The following is a 13,443-nucleotide window of genomic DNA, read 5'->3' on the forward strand; positions in this document are numbered from 1 at the left end:
CACCCGCCATCCGCATCATGACTGAAACCCAGGACTCGCTGCGCGACTGCCTCGCGCCGGCAAAACTCAATCTCTTCCTCCACATCACCGGCCGCCGCCCGGACGGTTATCACAACCTGCAGTCCGTGTTCCAGTTGCTCGACTGGGGCGACACGCTGCACTTCAAGCGCCGCAACGACGGCCGCATCGCGCGCACGACCGAAGTGGCCGGCGTTCCCGCGGAACAGGACCTCACGGTGCGCGCCGCCACGCTGCTCAAGCAGTACACGGGTACGCAGGAAGGCGTCGAAATCGACATCGAAAAGCGCCTGCCGATGGGCGCCGGCCTGGGTGGCGGCAGCTCGGACGCGGCAACCACCCTGCTCGCGCTCAACCGCCTGTGGAAGCTCAATCTGACACGCGCCGAACTGCAGGCGCTCGCGCTGAAACTGGGCGCCGACGTGCCGTTCTTCGTGTTCGGGAAAAATGCGTTCGCGGAGGGTGTTGGCGAGGCACTCGAGGCGGTACAATTGCCCGCGCGTCATTTTTTGGTCGTGACGCCGCAGGTACATGTCCCAACTGCCGCGATTTTCTCGGAAAATTCGTTGACAAGGGACACAAAGCCTTGCACAATAGCAGTCTTTCTTGCACAGCAAGCGGCGCAGAAGGGATGGCCAGATAGTTTTGGCCGGAACGATATGCAAGCGGTTGTCGCAGGAAAATACGCGGAAGTAGCGCAGGTGCTTGGATGGTTTGAGAATGGCTGCAATGTCTCGAACAACATCGCACCGGCGCGGATGACCGGATCGGGTGCAAGCGTTTTTGCAGCGTTCGCCAGCCGGGCAGAAGCGGAAGCGGTGCAGGCGCAACTGCCGGATGTCTGGCGCAGCGCTGTAGCTTCGAGCCTGGACACACATCCACTCTTCGCTTTCGCGGCATAGTTTCAGCATCGTTGAGCGGCCCTACCCGTTCAGCGAAGCGCAAAGTTAAGTGTAGGGGAGTCGCCAAGTTGGTTAAGGCACCGGATTTTGATTCCGGCATGCGAGGGTTCGAGTCCTTCCTCCCCTGCCAAATATTCCAGCGGTTACAACGCAGCCGGGCACCATTGCTCACAATGCTCCGCTCAGTGGTTCGCAGTGGCAGCCGGTCGCGTCGTAAAGCGCATGTAGTTCCTCTCGCCCTCCCAAGTCCGCAGCAGGTGCATGATGAGCAGCCATGACGGCCTGATGGTTTTTACTGGCAACGCAAATCCCGCGCTTGCACAGGAAGTCGTCAAGATCCTCGGTATTCCCCTCGGCAAGGCTATGGTTAGCCGCTTCTCCGACGGTGAGATCCAGGTCGAAATCCAGGAAAACGTGCGCGGCAAGGACGTCTTCGTCCTGCAGTCCACCTGCGCGCCGACCAACGACAACCTGATGGAACTGATGATCATGGTCGATGCGCTCAAGCGCGCATCCGCGGGCCGGATCACCGCTGCCATCCCCTATTTCGGCTATGCCCGCCAGGACCGCCGCCCGCGTTCGGCGCGCGTCGCCATCTCGGCGAAGGTCGTGGCGAACATGCTGGAAATCGCCGGCGTCGAGCGGATCATCACGATGGATCTGCACGCCGACCAGATTCAGGGCTTCTTCGACATTCCCGTCGACAATATTTACGCGACGCCCGTTCTGCTCGGCGACCTGCGCAAGCAGAGCTACGAGAACCTGCTGGTCGTGTCGCCGGACGTCGGTGGCGTGGTTCGTGCACGAGCGCTCGCGAAGCAGCTCAACTGCGACCTCGCGATCATCGACAAGCGCCGTCCGAAAGCGAACGTCGCCGAAGTGATGAACATCATCGGTGAAGTCGAAGGCCGCACCTGCGTGATCATGGACGACATGGTCGACACCGCGGGCACGCTCTGCAAGGCGGCGCAGGTGCTCAAGGAGCGCGGCGCGAAGAAGGTGTTCGCCTACGCCACGCACCCGGTGCTCTCGGGTGGCGCGGGCGAGCGTATCGCCGCTTCGGCGCTCGACGAACTGGTGGTGACCGACACGATTCCGCTGGGCGCGGAAGCACGCGCCTGCGCCAAGATCCGCTCGCTCACGAGCGCGGGTCTCTTGGCCGAAACGTTCTCGCGCATCCGCCGCGGCGATTCGGTGATGTCGCTTTTCGCGGAAAGTTAAGTATTCGCGCGTCAAGCGCGGCATTCGCAAGGATGCCGCGCTTTAGCGTAATCGGCGCGAGCGGACGTAGCTTCGCGCTGCATTGTTGGGGGCCTTCAGGCGAGCCATTTGCCGAATGGGCTCCGTTTTACTGCCTGGTCGCGGGCAGTGCATTGGAGAAAAACATGAAAGTCATCGCTTTCGAGCGTAGCCAGCAAGGTACGGGTGCGAGCCGCCGCCTGCGCAATACCGGCAAGACCCCCGGCATCGTCTACGGTGTCGGCGCCGAGCCGCAACTGGTCGAACTCGATCACAACGCGCTGTGGCATGCCCTGAAGAAGGAAGCCTTCCACTCGTCGATCCTCGATCTCGAAGTGGCCGGCAAGTCGCAGCAAGTGCTGCTGCGCGACGTGCAGTATCACCCGTTCCGTCAGATCATTCTGCACGTGGACTTCCAGCGCGTCGATCCGAACAAGAAGCTCCACACGAAGGTGCCGCTCCACTTCCTGAACCAGGAAACCAACCCGGCTGTGAAGCTGGCGAGCGCGGTCATCTCGCACGTCGTGAACGAAATCGAAGTGGTGTGCCTGCCGGGCTCGCTGCCGGAATTCCTCGAAGTCGACCTCGCGAAGATCGAAGCCGGCCAGTCGCTGCACGCGAAGGACATCACGCTGCCGAACGGCGTGACGCTGGTTCCGCACGTCGAAACGGAAAACCCGGTGATCGTCTCGGCGACGGTTCCGGCCGGTGCCGTGGCGGCAGCCGAGGGTGAAGAAGCCGCCGCCGAGTAAGCGGCAGGAAAGAACCGATATCCTCTCGATCCGTTTCCCTGAAACGGTCGACGTAACCCGCCGCGGTCCGCCCCGGCGGGTTTTTTTTCGCATCTTTTCCGTGCGGTTTTTCCGCACATTTATTCCGATTCGGGCAACAGCACATGATCAGGTTGATCGTCGGACTCGGCAATCCTGGCGCCGAATACACTGCAACGCGGCACAACGCCGGCTTCTGGCTGGTGGACCAGCTCGCGCGCGAAGCCGGCACGACGCTGCGCGACGAGCGGCGCTTCCACGGCCACTATGCGAAGGCGCGCCTCTACGGCGAGGAAGTGCATCTGCTCGAGCCGCAGACCTACATGAACCGCTCGGGCCAGTCGGTCATCGCACTCGCGCACTTCTTCAAGATCCTGCCCGACGAGATCCTCGTCGCGCACGACGAACTCGACCTGCCGCCCGGCACCGTCAAGCTCAAGCTCGGCGGCGGCAGCGGCGGCCACAACGGCCTGAAGGACATTTCCGCGCATCTGACGACGCAGCAGTACTGGCGCCTGCGCATCGGCATTGGCCATCCGCGCGACCTGATTCCCGAAGGCGCACGCGCGGGCGCGAAGCCGGATGTCGCGAACTTCGTGCTCAAACCGCCGCGCAAGGAAGAACAGGATGTGATCGACGCCTCGATCGAGCGCGCGCTCGCCGTCATGCCGACATTCGTGAAAGGCGAAACGGAACGCGCGGTGATGCAGTTGCATCGCAACGGTTGAGGTCGATCGAAGGGCCATCGCGGCCCGTTTGGCGTAGTAACCGCAGCACTACAGGAGAGCGTCTTGAGTCGTTACTGGAGTGACATCGTCGGCCGTCTCGTACCGTATGTGCCGGGCGAACAGCCCGCGCTCGCGAAGCCGGTCAAACTGAACACCAACGAGAACCCCTACCCGCCGTCTCCGCGCGTGCTGGAAGCGATCCGCGCCGAGCTGGGCGAGCATGCCGAGTCGCTGCGCCGCTATCCGGATCCGGTCGCGAAGCGCCTGCGCGAAACCGTGGCCGCGCATCATGGTCTGCGCGCCGATCAGGTGTTCGCCGGCAACGGTTCGGACGAAGTGCTCGCGCACGCGTTTCAGGCCCTGCTCAAGCACGACCTGCCCGTCCTCTTCCCCGACATCACGTACAGCTTCTATCCGACCTACGCGCGTCTCTACGACGTGCAGTACCGCACGGTACCGCTCGACGAGGCCTTCGCGATCCGCATCGAGGACTACGCGCAGCCCAATGGCGGCGTGATCTTCCCGAATCCGAACGCGCCCACGGGCCACGCGCTGCCGCTCGTGCAGATAGAAAAGCTCGTGGCGGCGAACCCGGAATCGGTGGTGATCGTGGACGAGGCGTACGTGGACTTCGGCGCGGAATCGGCGATCACGTTGATCGATCGCCATCCGAACCTGCTCGTCGTGCACACGACCTCGAAATCGCGCTCGCTCGCCGGCATGCGGGTGGGCTTCGCGTTCGGCCACGCCGACCTGATCGAAGCGCTCAACCGCGTGAAGGACAGCTTCAACTCGTATCCGCTCGATCGCCTCGCGCAGGCGGCTGCCGTCGCCGCCTATGAAGACGTCGAATGGCTGCGCGCGACGAGCGCACGCGTCATGGCGGGCCGCACCCGACTCGTGGCGGCGCTCGCGGCATTGGGCTTCGAGATCGTGCCCTCGGCTGCGAACTTCGTGTTCGCGCGCCATCCCTCGCACAACGCGGCGGCCATCAACGCGAAGTTGCGCGAGCGAGAGATCTTTGTGCGCCACTTCAACGCGCCGCGCATTAGCCAGCATCTGCGCATTACGGTTGGCACCGATGCCGAATGCGACACGCTCGTCGCCGCGCTCAAGGACATTCTGGGCTAGCCAAACGGGCTACCGGGCCGCCAGGCCGGACGAGCCAATAAAAAACGCGCCTCATGAGGCGCGTTTTTTTCGTGGTGCGGCGGCGAGACGCTTCAGACGTTTTTCGCCGCCATCAGCGCGTGATACTTCTGCGTCAATTGCTCGACCGACTCCAGGTGCTCCGGATTGCGCGGAATGCATTCCACCGGGCACACCTGCACGCACTGTGGCTCGTCGAAATGGCCAACGCACTCCGTGCATTTGTTCGGATCGATCACATAGATTTCCGGACCCATCGAAATCGCGTCGTTCGGGCACTCGGGCTCGCAAACGTCGCAATTAATGCACTCGTCGGTAATCATCAGGGCCATGCTGGTCTCGCTTCTCTACTCACTGCGTGCCGGCCTGCCCGCCAGCGTCATTCACTATCAAGTCGTCCAGCAAGTTTACGCCGGTTTGGCCCTGCGCTCAGGCCTTCGTGACAGGAGCGGAGAGTGACGCGACCTTGTCCTGCAGGCGCTTTTCCACCGACGGAAACACGAACTTGCTCACATCGCCGCCCAGTTGAGCGATTTCGCGCACGATCGTGCCCGAAATGAACTGATACTGATCCGAAGGCGTCATGAACATGGTCTCGACGTCCGGCAGCAGATAGCGGTTCATACCGGCCATCTGGAACTCATATTCGAAGTCCGACACGGCGCGCAGGCCACGCACGATCACGCGCGCGTTGTTGTTGCGGACGAAATCCTTGAGGAGCCCCTTGAAGCTCATCACCTGCACGTTCGGATAGTGGCCGAGCACCTCGTGGGCAATCTCGAGCCGCTCGTCGAGCGAGAAGAAGGGCTTCTTGTTGCGGCTGTCGGCAACACCCACCACCAGCGTGTCGAAAATGCTCGACGCACGCCGCACGAGATCTTCGTGGCCGCGCGTGAGCGGATCGAAGGTACCGGGGTACACGGCGACTACCATGAGGCTTCTCCTCTCTCAACAGAATTGGGGCGCAATACGTGCAACGCACGCGATAGGCCGCCGAACCGCTCCGATCGTGGCCGGCACAGTGCGGACGCATGCACGCGCGTGACGGCCAGGCCGTCCGCCGCTTGTTATGGAACGCGCATTATTCCTCATTTTCGCGCTGCAGCAAATGATAGAAGACCGCACCTGCCTTGCCCTCGCGCACGACGCTCCAGCCCGCCAGCGCCGGCTGCGCGGCCGGATCGAGGCCCTCGCCGCACTCGACGTAGAGCCAGCCATCCGGTGCGACGAGCGGCGCGGCGAGCTCCAGCGCGCGCACGAGCAGCGCGGGCTCGCCGAACGGCGGATCGAGGAACACCACGTCGAAGACGCCCGGCGCGAGACTGGCCGCGAGGCGCAGCGCGTCGGCTTCGGCGATTTCGATGCTGCGCGCCTCAAGGCGCGCCTGGTTGGCGCGAAGCTGCGCAGCGGCGCGCGCGTTACGCTCGACCATCACGACCCGCGCCGCGCCGCGCGAGGCGGCTTCGAAGCCGAGCGCCCCACTGCCCGCGAACAGATCGAGACAGCGCAGACCGTCGAGGCGCTGGCCGAGCCAGTTGAAGAGCGTTTCGCGCACGCGGTCGGGCGTGGGACGCAGGCCGTCCAGATCGAGCACCGGCAACGGCGTGCGCTTCCAGTCGCCGCCGATGATGCGGATCGTGTGAGCACCGCCGCCGCGGGCAGCTTTGCCGGCCGCGGCCGTGCGCGCGCCTTGCGGGCGCGGGGACGTAGAACGGGACATGCGTGTTTTCTTTGGTGACGGCTTATGGGTGTCCGGGCGGCGCGCCGTGCACGCGCCGCACCCCTGATGCGCGAACGTTACCACAGGCCCGCCCGCGCGCCGCGGGGCCAACGCAACGACGCGGCCGGGGGCGCCTGATAAAATGGCGTGTTCTTTCGCGCGTTGCCGCCATTTCCCCGACGTCCGGACCGTCCGAGGTCCGGCCCGCAACGCGCTTCCACAACGCCAGATCATGTTCAGTTTCTTCAAACGATTCCGGGGCTCCAAGGCCGACGAGAGCGCGCCCGAGGGCGAAGCCGCGGATTCCGCGGCCACCGAAACCGCGCCGGTGGCGCAGACCGCCCCCGTGCCGGTCGCACGTGAAGCAGCGCAAGCTGCCGGACCCGCACACACCACCTCCGCGACCGCCGAGTCTTCCGCTTCGGTCGCCTCAGTCGACCCGGCGACAGAAATCGTCCCGCCGCCCGCGCCGGAGCCCGCCGCGAAGCAGTCATGGCTCACGCGCCTGAAGTCGGGTCTCGCGAAGACGAGCTCGAACCTCACGAGCATCTTCGTCAATGCAAAGATCGACGACGACCTCTACGAGGAGCTGGAAACGGCGCTCCTGATGTCGGATGCCGGCGTGGACGCCACCGAATACCTGCTCGAAACGCTGCGCCAGAAGGTCCGCGCCGAACGCCTCACCGAGGCCGCGCAGGTGAAGGAAGCACTGCGCCAGTTGCTGATCGACCTGCTCCAGCCGCTCGAAAAATCGCTGATGCTGGGCCGGGCGCAGCCGCTCGTGATGATGATTGCGGGCGTGAACGGCGCGGGCAAGACCACGAGCATCGGCAAGCTGGCCAAGCATCTGCAGCGCTTCGACCAGAAGGTGCTGCTGGCCGCCGGCGACACGTTCCGCGCCGCCGCGCGCGAGCAGCTCGCGATCTGGGGCGAGCGCAACAACGTGACGGTCGTGCAGCAGGAAAGCGGCGACCCGGCCGCGGTGATCTTCGACGCCGTGAGCGCGGCGCGCGCCCGCGGCATCGACGTGGTGATGGCCGACACTGCGGGCCGCCTCCCCACGCAGTTGCATCTGATGGACGAGCTCAAGAAGGTCAAGCGCGTGATCGGCAAGGCATTCGACGGCGCGCCGCACGAGGTGCTGCTCGTGATCGACGCGAACACGGGCCAGAACGCGCTCACCCAGGTGAAGGCGTTCGACGACGCACTCGGCCTCACCGGGCTCATCGTCACGAAGCTCGACGGCACCGCAAAGGGCGGCATCCTGGCTGCGATTGCGCGCCAGCGACCGGTGCCCGTGTACTTCATCGGCGTGGGCGAGAAAGTGGAAGACCTGCAGCCGTTCAGTGCCGAAGAGTTCGCGGACGCCTTGCTCGGCAGCTAGGCAACGGGGCTGAATGCAAAGCAAAAGGGGGGGCGTTCCTGCGAACGACCCCCCTTTTTTCATATCTGCGCCCCCGAAGGAGCGCCACGACTCACTCCGAATCCGGCTGCTCGCCCGGTGCGGCCTTCGCGAATGCATCGATCCGCATCGCGTGGTCGTAGATGCGCTGGATCGTCGGATAACGCGCCGTGTCGATATTGAAGCGGTTCGCGTTGAAGACCTGCGGGATCAGGCAGGCGTCGGCAAGGGTCGGCGTATCGCCATAGCAAAGCTTGCCCGTGCGTGCGTCGCTCGCAAGACGCTGCTCCAGCGTGCCGAAGCCCAGTTCGATCCAGTGGCGGTACCAGGCGTCCTTCGCGGCGTCGTCAACACCTAGCGTGTGCTTCAGGTACTTCAACACGCGCAGGTTGTCCACCGGATGGATCTCGCACGCCACTTGCAGCGCCAGCGAGCGCACGTGCGCGCGGTCGGCTGGCGCTTTCGGCAGCAGGGGCGGCTCGGGATGCGTCTCCTCCAGGTATTCGATGATCGCGAGCGACTGCTGGATCAGGTTCTGCTCGTCGTCGACCAGCGTCGGCACGATGCCATCCTGATTGATCTGCCGATACGCCGGCTTCAGTTGCTCGCCGCCCTCGCGCACCAGATGCACCGGCACGTACTCGTACGACAGGTTCTTCAGGTTCAGCGCGATACGCACACGGTACGACGCGGAACTGCGGAAATAGCTGTAAAGCTTCATGCTCTCCTCGTCAAAGCTCGTAACGGTTCGTGCCCGTCTCAGACCACGCGCAGCGCGATCTCGCCCATCCCCTCCACGCCGCCGCGCATCAGGTCGCCCTTCACCACCGCGCCGACCCCCTCGGGTGTGCCGGTGTAGATCAGGTCCCCCGCTTTCAGCTCGAACAGCGTCGAGAGAAAGGCAATCGTGTCCGCCACCGGCCAGATCATCTGCGAAACGTCGCTGCTCTGCTTGTCCTCGCCGTTGACCGAGAGCCAGATCGCGCCCTTCGCGAGCTGGCCCACCTGTTCGACCGGATGGATCGGACCGATCGGCGCCGAATGGTCAAAACCCTTCGCGGTATCCCACGGACGGCCCAGCTTCTTCGCTTCGGCCTGCAGGTCGCGGCGCGTCATGTCGAGACCCAGCGCGTAGCCATAGACGTGCGCGAGCGCGCTCTCGACGGGGATGTCCTTGCCGCCCTTGCCGATCGCGGCGACGAGTTCCATTTCGAAGTGCACATTCTTCGACTGCGGCGGATACGGAAATTCGGCGGTCGTGCCGGGGGCGACGTAGAGAATCGCGTCGGCCGGCTTGGCGAAGAAGAACGGCGGCTCGCGGTCGGGATCGTGGCCCATCTCGCGCGCGTGGGCTTCGTAGTTGCGGCCGACGCAATAGATGCGGCGCACCGGGAAGCGCTGGTCGCTGCCCGCTACCGGCACCGATGCCTGCGTCGGCTCGAAAACGTAAGTCATGGGGTTCTCCGTCTGCTTGAAGGATGGCGCGGATGGCGCGGAACTGCGTGGGCCGCGCGGGAATCCGGCAGCGGCGCGAACTGCGAGTGTAGCGCGCGGCGCCGCGTCCACGCAGCGTGGCAACCAAGCGGGGCGACTGGAACCGCCGCGCTCCGTCCGCGTGCGCGCCTCATGCGATACTGAGCGCATCCCCGTAATGCATCACGACTGCCGCCCGCCGCGCACCGCGCGCACTCCGGGCGCCTGGAATGCCGCTCTCCATGAATGCTCCCGATCCTGCCGACACCTTTTCCTGCGCCCGCTTCATCAAGGAGATCGGCCGCGGCCCGAACGGCGCGCGCGCGCTGTCTCCGGAAGACACGCAGGCGCTCTATGCCGCGATGCTCGACGGCCGCGTGTCCGACCTCGAACTCGGCGCGGTGCTGCTCGCCTACCGCCTGAAGGGCGAAACCGCGGCGGAGCTGGCCTCGATGCTGGCGGCCGCGCACGCATCGTTCGCACCGCTGGCGTCTCCCGCGGGCGACTATCGCGCCGTCTCGATCCCGAGCTACAACGGCGCCCGCAAGCAGCCGAACCTCGTGCCGCTGCTCGCGCTGCTGCTGGCGCGCGAAGGCGTGCCGACCCTGGTCCACGGCGTAAGCACGGATCCTGGCCGGGTGACGAGCGCCGAAATCTTCGCGGCGCTGAACTTCGCCGCCGTTCGCGATCATGCGGGCATCGAAGCGCAGCTCGCGCAAAAGCGCGTTGCATTCGCGCCTGTCGAAGTGCTCGCGCCGCCGCTCGCACGCCTCCTCGCGCTGCGCGCCCGTATGGGCGTGCGCAACTCCACCCATACGCTCGTGAAGCTGCTGCAGCCGTTCGCGCAGCCGGGTCTGCGGCTCGTCAACTACACGCACCCGCCCTACCGTGAAAGCCTGAGCGCATTGTTCGCGGCGCATCCCGATGCCGCGACGGGCGGCGCGCTGCTCGCGCGCGGCACGGAAGGCGAAGCGGTCGCCGACACACGCCGCCAGGTCCAGGTGGACTGGCTGCACGACGGGATCTGCGAAACGCTGGTCGAGCCCGAACGATCGTCGCCCGACGCGCCCGAAGTGGCGCTGCCGGAAGGCCGCGACGCCCCGACGACCGCCGCCTGGATCGATGCCGTGCTGCGCGGCGAGGCGCCGGTGCCCGGGGCGATCGCGCGGCAGGTCGAGACGATCAAGCGCATCGCCAGACGCTAACTCGCTGTTGACACGCACAGTCGTCCTGTCTTACATTGGCCGAATGCGTTCCTTTCCGAACACCCTCCGAATTACCTTCGGCCGCCTAGCGGCCCTATCGCTACGTCTAGCGTAAGCCAGGCGTAGCGCTGCGCGACCGCCTCCTCCGCGAGGTTCCCCGGTCCGCAGTCCTCCCAAGCCGTTCCCGCAGTACCCCAAACTCGCCGTATCCCTACAACCAGTCGTCTGTATTCGTCCGTTTACCGTTCGGACGAGTCGCGAGGGTCAAAATGCACGTTGCATGGGCATCGTTCACGTCCACATTTGCCGCGCCGGTTACCGCCGCCACCGTGGCCGCCTTCTTCGCGTTCGTGGTTGCCGCCCGAACACCGGAAGTTTCGCGCATCGTGCTTCGTCGCCAGCCCGCCAGCCGCCCGCTGCCGACCGCCATCGCAAACGACTTCATGAAGAACGAGGCTCGTCATGTTGCGTAATCCCGCCGAGAAGTACCGCCCCTTCCCCGCCATCCGCCTGAACGGCCGCCGATGGCCTACCCGCACCGTCGAACGCGCGCCGATCTGGATGAGCACCGACCTGCGCGACGGCAACCAGTCGCTCATCGAGCCGATGAGCATCGAACAGAAAACCGAATTCTTCGAGATGTTGGTGGCGATCGGCTTCAAGGAAATCGAGGTCGGTTTCCCGTCGGCATCGCAGACCGACTTCGATTTCGTGCGCAAGCTGATCGAGGAAAAGCGCATTCCCGAGGACGTGACGATCGAAGTGCTCGTGCAGTCGCGCGAGGAACTGATCGCGCGCACGTTCGAGGCGCTCGAAGGCGTGCCGCGCGCGATCGTGCACCTCTACAACGCGATCTGCCCGTCGTTCCGCAAGATCGTGTTCGGCCAGTCGAAGGAAGAGGTCAAGGCGCTCGCCGTGGACGGTACGCACATGATCCGCGAACACGCCGATGCCCGCCCGCAAACGCACTGGATCTACCAGTACTCGCCCGAAACGTTCAGCATGACGGAGCTCACGTTCGCGCGCGAAGTCTGCGACGCCGTCGCGCAAACCTGGCGCCCGACGCGCGATCACAAGATGATCGTGAACCTTCCGGCCACGGTCGAAGCCGCAATGCCCAACGTCTACGCCGACCAGATCGAGTGGATGGATCGCAATCTCGCGTACCGTGACAGCATCGTCCTCTCGGTGCATCCGCACAACGACCGCGGCACGGCCGTCGCCGCCGCGGAAATGGCGCTGCTCGCGGGAGCGGACCGCATCGAAGGCTGCCTCTTCGGCAACGGCGAGCGCACCGGCAACGTCGATCTCGTGACGCTCGCGATGAACCTCTACACCCAGGGCATCGATCCGGGCCTCGACTTCTCCGATATCGACGCCGTGCGCCGCGTAGTCGAGCGCTGCAACCAGTTGCCCGTGCACCCGCGCCATCCGTACGCGGGCGACCTCGTGTTCACGGCGTTCTCGGGCTCGCATCAGGACGCAATCCGCAAGGGTTTCGCGCAGCAGCAGCCCGATGCGATCTGGGAAGTGCCCTATCTCCCCATCGATCCCGCCGACCTCGGCCGCAGCTACGACGCGGTGATCCGCGTAAACAGCCAGTCGGGCAAGGGCGGCGCGACGTATCTGCTCGAACGCGGCATGGGCTTCACGCCGCCGCGGCGCGTGCAGATCGAGTTCAGCCACGCCGTGCAGACGGCCGCGGACACGACGGGCGAGGAAATCACCGGCGAGGCGATCTGCGCCCTTTTCAAGCGCGAATACTTCGAGACGAGCGGGCCGGCCGTGCATGCCGGAGCGGGCCGCGTGCGCTGGGAAGGCCGTGACATTGCGGCGCCCTCGGCCGCCGACGGGCACGAAGCCCTGGCCCAGGCGATTGCGGCGGCAATAACGACGGCCACGGGCGCGACGGTCGAGATCATCTCGTTCGAAACCGCGCGCACCGAGCAGGGCGCAACCGCCGTGTTCGTCGGTTGCCGCGTAGGCGCTCAGCCCATTCGCCACGGCGTGGGCGTCGCCGATGACACCGTGGAGGCGACGGTCGCCGCGGTCGTGAGCGGCGTGAACCGCGCGGCCTGGCCTCAGGTCGACCGCCGCGCCGCCGCCTGAAGCCGCGCGCGATCAGGCCCGGCAGGGAAATTGACAGAAGCTTTGCGTGGGAACAGCGTTGGCTTTGCATGGGCCCGGAGTAAGCGCTAAAGCGCTAACTCCGGCCGACAAGCGCGAGCGGCAGAACGGGCCGCCTGCGTAGGTCCGGAGCGTCCAGAAGACGCGCCGGAAGAAGGGACTAACCGGTTTTATTCGAGCGCACAACGCGTCGCCTGCCATGCGAGCAGACGCCAGTGACCATCCTCCTGCGTCTGGATGGCCGTGTAGGCAATGGGAAACAGCAGCGCGCCATTGTTGGCTTCCATCTCGATCAGTGCGCGCCCGGACACCACGCAGGCCTCGCGCCCAACCGGCAGCACGTCCTGCGACTGGATCTCGATCTGACGGTAGCGGCGGCGTCCTGCCGTGATGGCATCGATGAACTGCTGTTTGGTTTCGCGTTTACCGTTCGTATGGACGAAGATCGCGTTGTCCGACAACAGGGCGTTCAGCGACGATCCGTCGCCCTCCACCATTGCACGAAACCGTTCGCGCTCCAGCCCGCGAATCGCATCGATTACTTTCGCCGCCATGGCCCTTGCCCCCTTGCGCGCCCGTCCCAATGTCGGTGGAAACCAGCGCAGAAGATGTACCGCACGCGTCTCGCTGAAATTTATACCAGGTTTGGTCGCGTGGAAACTTGCGATCAAAAACGGCGCGCCTCGGCGCGTCTGATTGCCACATCTAGA

At 65.1% G+C, this 13,443-nt stretch carries 15 protein-coding genes and 1 tRNA gene; 9 read left to right on the forward strand and 7 right to left on the reverse strand.

Features of this window, described 5'->3' with window-relative positions; translation table 11 throughout:
* Nucleotides 1–17 precede the first annotated feature (17 nt).
* The 6 genes from ispE (at nucleotide 18) to hisC (ending at nucleotide 4,788) form a co-directional block, all read left to right on the forward strand.
* Entirely contained in the window at nucleotides 18–920 is a 903-nt protein-coding gene (gene ispE, locus WJ542_RS01510; protein WP_411187221.1) for a 4-(cytidine 5'-diphospho)-2-C-methyl-D-erythritol kinase, read from the forward strand.
* 53 nt (nucleotides 921–973) lie between these two features.
* Nucleotides 974–1,050, forward strand: a tRNA-Gln gene (locus tag WJ542_RS01515).
* A gap of 134 nt (nucleotides 1,051–1,184) precedes the next feature.
* A complete protein-coding gene (locus tag WJ542_RS01520; RefSeq protein WP_027795928.1) occupies nucleotides 1,185–2,141 on the forward strand; it encodes a ribose-phosphate pyrophosphokinase in 957 nt (318 codons plus the stop codon).
* A gap of 164 nt (nucleotides 2,142–2,305) precedes the next feature.
* Nucleotides 2,306–2,911: a 50S ribosomal protein L25/general stress protein Ctc gene (locus WJ542_RS01525; RefSeq protein ID WP_411187223.1), complete on the forward strand. Its 606-nt coding sequence runs from the start codon at nucleotides 2,306–2,308 to the stop codon at nucleotides 2,909–2,911.
* Nucleotides 2,912–3,054: 143 nt separating this feature from the next.
* Complete coding sequence (gene pth / locus WJ542_RS01530) at nucleotides 3,055–3,657, forward strand: aminoacyl-tRNA hydrolase (protein WP_411187225.1); 603 nt, start codon at nucleotides 3,055–3,057, stop codon at nucleotides 3,655–3,657.
* A gap of 63 nt (nucleotides 3,658–3,720) precedes the next feature.
* Nucleotides 3,721–4,788 carry a histidinol-phosphate transaminase gene (hisC, locus tag WJ542_RS01535; RefSeq protein WP_411187227.1) on the forward strand — a complete coding sequence of 356 codons (1,068 nt, stop codon included), beginning with the start codon at nucleotides 3,721–3,723 and terminating at the stop codon, nucleotides 4,786–4,788.
* Between the two features lie 92 nt (nucleotides 4,789–4,880).
* Here the strand turns inward: hisC and WJ542_RS01540 are convergent, their stop codons facing one another.
* The 3 genes from WJ542_RS01540 to rsmD form a co-directional block, all read right to left on the reverse strand.
* Nucleotides 4,881–5,138, reverse strand: a complete 258-nt coding sequence (locus tag WJ542_RS01540; protein ID WP_411187229.1) for a YfhL family 4Fe-4S dicluster ferredoxin — start codon at nucleotides 5,136–5,138, stop codon at nucleotides 4,881–4,883.
* Nucleotides 5,139–5,235: 97 nt separating this feature from the next.
* Nucleotides 5,236–5,739 (reverse strand): pantetheine-phosphate adenylyltransferase, encoded by a 504-nt coding sequence (gene coaD, locus WJ542_RS01545; RefSeq protein WP_411187231.1) that lies wholly within the window; start codon nucleotides 5,737–5,739, stop codon nucleotides 5,236–5,238.
* 148 nt (nucleotides 5,740–5,887) lie between these two features.
* A complete protein-coding gene (gene rsmD / locus WJ542_RS01550) occupies nucleotides 5,888–6,526 on the reverse strand; it encodes a 16S rRNA (guanine(966)-N(2))-methyltransferase RsmD (protein WP_411187233.1) in 639 nt (212 codons plus the stop codon).
* Nucleotides 6,527–6,758: 232 nt separating this feature from the next.
* Here rsmD and ftsY point away from each other — a divergent pair, with 232 nt between their 5' ends.
* Nucleotides 6,759–7,910, forward strand: coding sequence for a signal recognition particle-docking protein FtsY (gene ftsY, locus WJ542_RS01555; RefSeq protein WP_411187235.1), 1,152 nt, complete (start codon nucleotides 6,759–6,761; stop codon nucleotides 7,908–7,910).
* A 91-nt stretch (nucleotides 7,911–8,001) separates the two neighbouring features.
* Here ftsY and maiA read toward each other — a convergent pair whose 3' ends face one another.
* Both maiA and WJ542_RS01565 read right to left on the reverse strand, forming a co-directional pair.
* A complete protein-coding gene (maiA, locus tag WJ542_RS01560; protein WP_411187237.1) occupies nucleotides 8,002–8,649 on the reverse strand; it encodes a maleylacetoacetate isomerase in 648 nt (215 codons plus the stop codon).
* A gap of 38 nt (nucleotides 8,650–8,687) precedes the next feature.
* A complete protein-coding gene (locus tag WJ542_RS01565; protein WP_411187239.1) occupies nucleotides 8,688–9,383 on the reverse strand; it encodes a fumarylacetoacetate hydrolase family protein in 696 nt (231 codons plus the stop codon).
* 260 nt (nucleotides 9,384–9,643) lie between these two features.
* Between WJ542_RS01565 and ybiB the strand changes: the two genes are divergently transcribed.
* The gene (gene ybiB, locus WJ542_RS01570) at nucleotides 9,644–10,606 is read left to right on the forward strand and encodes a DNA-binding protein YbiB (RefSeq protein ID WP_411187241.1); all 963 of its coding nucleotides are present in this window, start codon (nucleotides 9,644–9,646) and stop codon (nucleotides 10,604–10,606) included.
* Between the two features lie 211 nt (nucleotides 10,607–10,817).
* Here ybiB and WJ542_RS01575 read toward each other — a convergent pair whose 3' ends face one another.
* Entirely contained in the window at nucleotides 10,818–11,051 is a 234-nt protein-coding gene (locus tag WJ542_RS01575) for a hypothetical protein (protein WP_156954436.1), read from the reverse strand.
* A gap of 17 nt (nucleotides 11,052–11,068) precedes the next feature.
* Here WJ542_RS01575 and leuA point away from each other — a divergent pair, with 17 nt between their 5' ends.
* A complete protein-coding gene (gene leuA / locus WJ542_RS01580; RefSeq protein WP_411187243.1) occupies nucleotides 11,069–12,715 on the forward strand; it encodes a 2-isopropylmalate synthase in 1,647 nt (548 codons plus the stop codon).
* 188 nt (nucleotides 12,716–12,903) lie between these two features.
* Here the strand turns inward: leuA and WJ542_RS01585 are convergent, their stop codons facing one another.
* Nucleotides 12,904–13,287 (reverse strand): nuclear transport factor 2 family protein, encoded by a 384-nt coding sequence (locus tag WJ542_RS01585; protein WP_411187245.1) that lies wholly within the window; start codon nucleotides 13,285–13,287, stop codon nucleotides 12,904–12,906.
* Nucleotides 13,288–13,443 lie beyond the last annotated feature (156 nt).

The organism is Paraburkholderia yinzeri, from assembly GCF_046581065.1.
Classification (GTDB): Bacteria; Pseudomonadota; Gammaproteobacteria; order Burkholderiales; family Burkholderiaceae; genus Paraburkholderia.

Excerpts from the sequence above, each read along its gene's own strand:
- ispE (WP_411187221.1), top strand. The coding sequence starts at position 18 with ATGACTGAAACCCAGGACTCGCTGCGCGACTGCCTCGCGCCGGCAAAA.
- WJ542_RS01520 (WP_027795928.1), top strand. The coding sequence starts at position 1,185 with ATGAGCAGCCATGACGGCCTGATGGTTTTTACTGGCAACGCAAATCCC.
- WJ542_RS01525 (WP_411187223.1), top strand. The coding sequence starts at position 2,306 with ATGAAAGTCATCGCTTTCGAGCGTAGCCAGCAAGGTACGGGTGCGAGC.
- pth (WP_411187225.1), top strand. The coding sequence starts at position 3,055 with ATGATCAGGTTGATCGTCGGACTCGGCAATCCTGGCGCCGAATACACT.
- WJ542_RS01540 (WP_411187229.1), bottom strand. The coding sequence starts at position 5,138 with ATGGCCCTGATGATTACCGACGAGTGCATTAATTGCGACGTTTGCGAG.
- coaD (WP_411187231.1), bottom strand. The coding sequence starts at position 5,739 with ATGGTAGTCGCCGTGTACCCCGGTACCTTCGATCCGCTCACGCGCGGC.
- rsmD (WP_411187233.1), bottom strand. The coding sequence starts at position 6,526 with ATGTCCCGTTCTACGTCCCCGCGCCCGCAAGGCGCGCGCACGGCCGCG.
- ftsY (WP_411187235.1), top strand. The coding sequence starts at position 6,759 with ATGTTCAGTTTCTTCAAACGATTCCGGGGCTCCAAGGCCGACGAGAGC.
- maiA (WP_411187237.1), bottom strand. The coding sequence starts at position 8,649 with ATGAAGCTTTACAGCTATTTCCGCAGTTCCGCGTCGTACCGTGTGCGT.
- WJ542_RS01565 (WP_411187239.1), bottom strand. The coding sequence starts at position 9,383 with ATGACTTACGTTTTCGAGCCGACGCAGGCATCGGTGCCGGTAGCGGGC.
- ybiB (WP_411187241.1), top strand. The coding sequence starts at position 9,644 with ATGAATGCTCCCGATCCTGCCGACACCTTTTCCTGCGCCCGCTTCATC.
- WJ542_RS01575 (WP_156954436.1), bottom strand. The coding sequence starts at position 11,051 with ATGAAGTCGTTTGCGATGGCGGTCGGCAGCGGGCGGCTGGCGGGCTGG.
- leuA (WP_411187243.1), top strand. The coding sequence starts at position 11,069 with ATGTTGCGTAATCCCGCCGAGAAGTACCGCCCCTTCCCCGCCATCCGC.
- WJ542_RS01585 (WP_411187245.1), bottom strand. The coding sequence starts at position 13,287 with ATGGCGGCGAAAGTAATCGATGCGATTCGCGGGCTGGAGCGCGAACGG.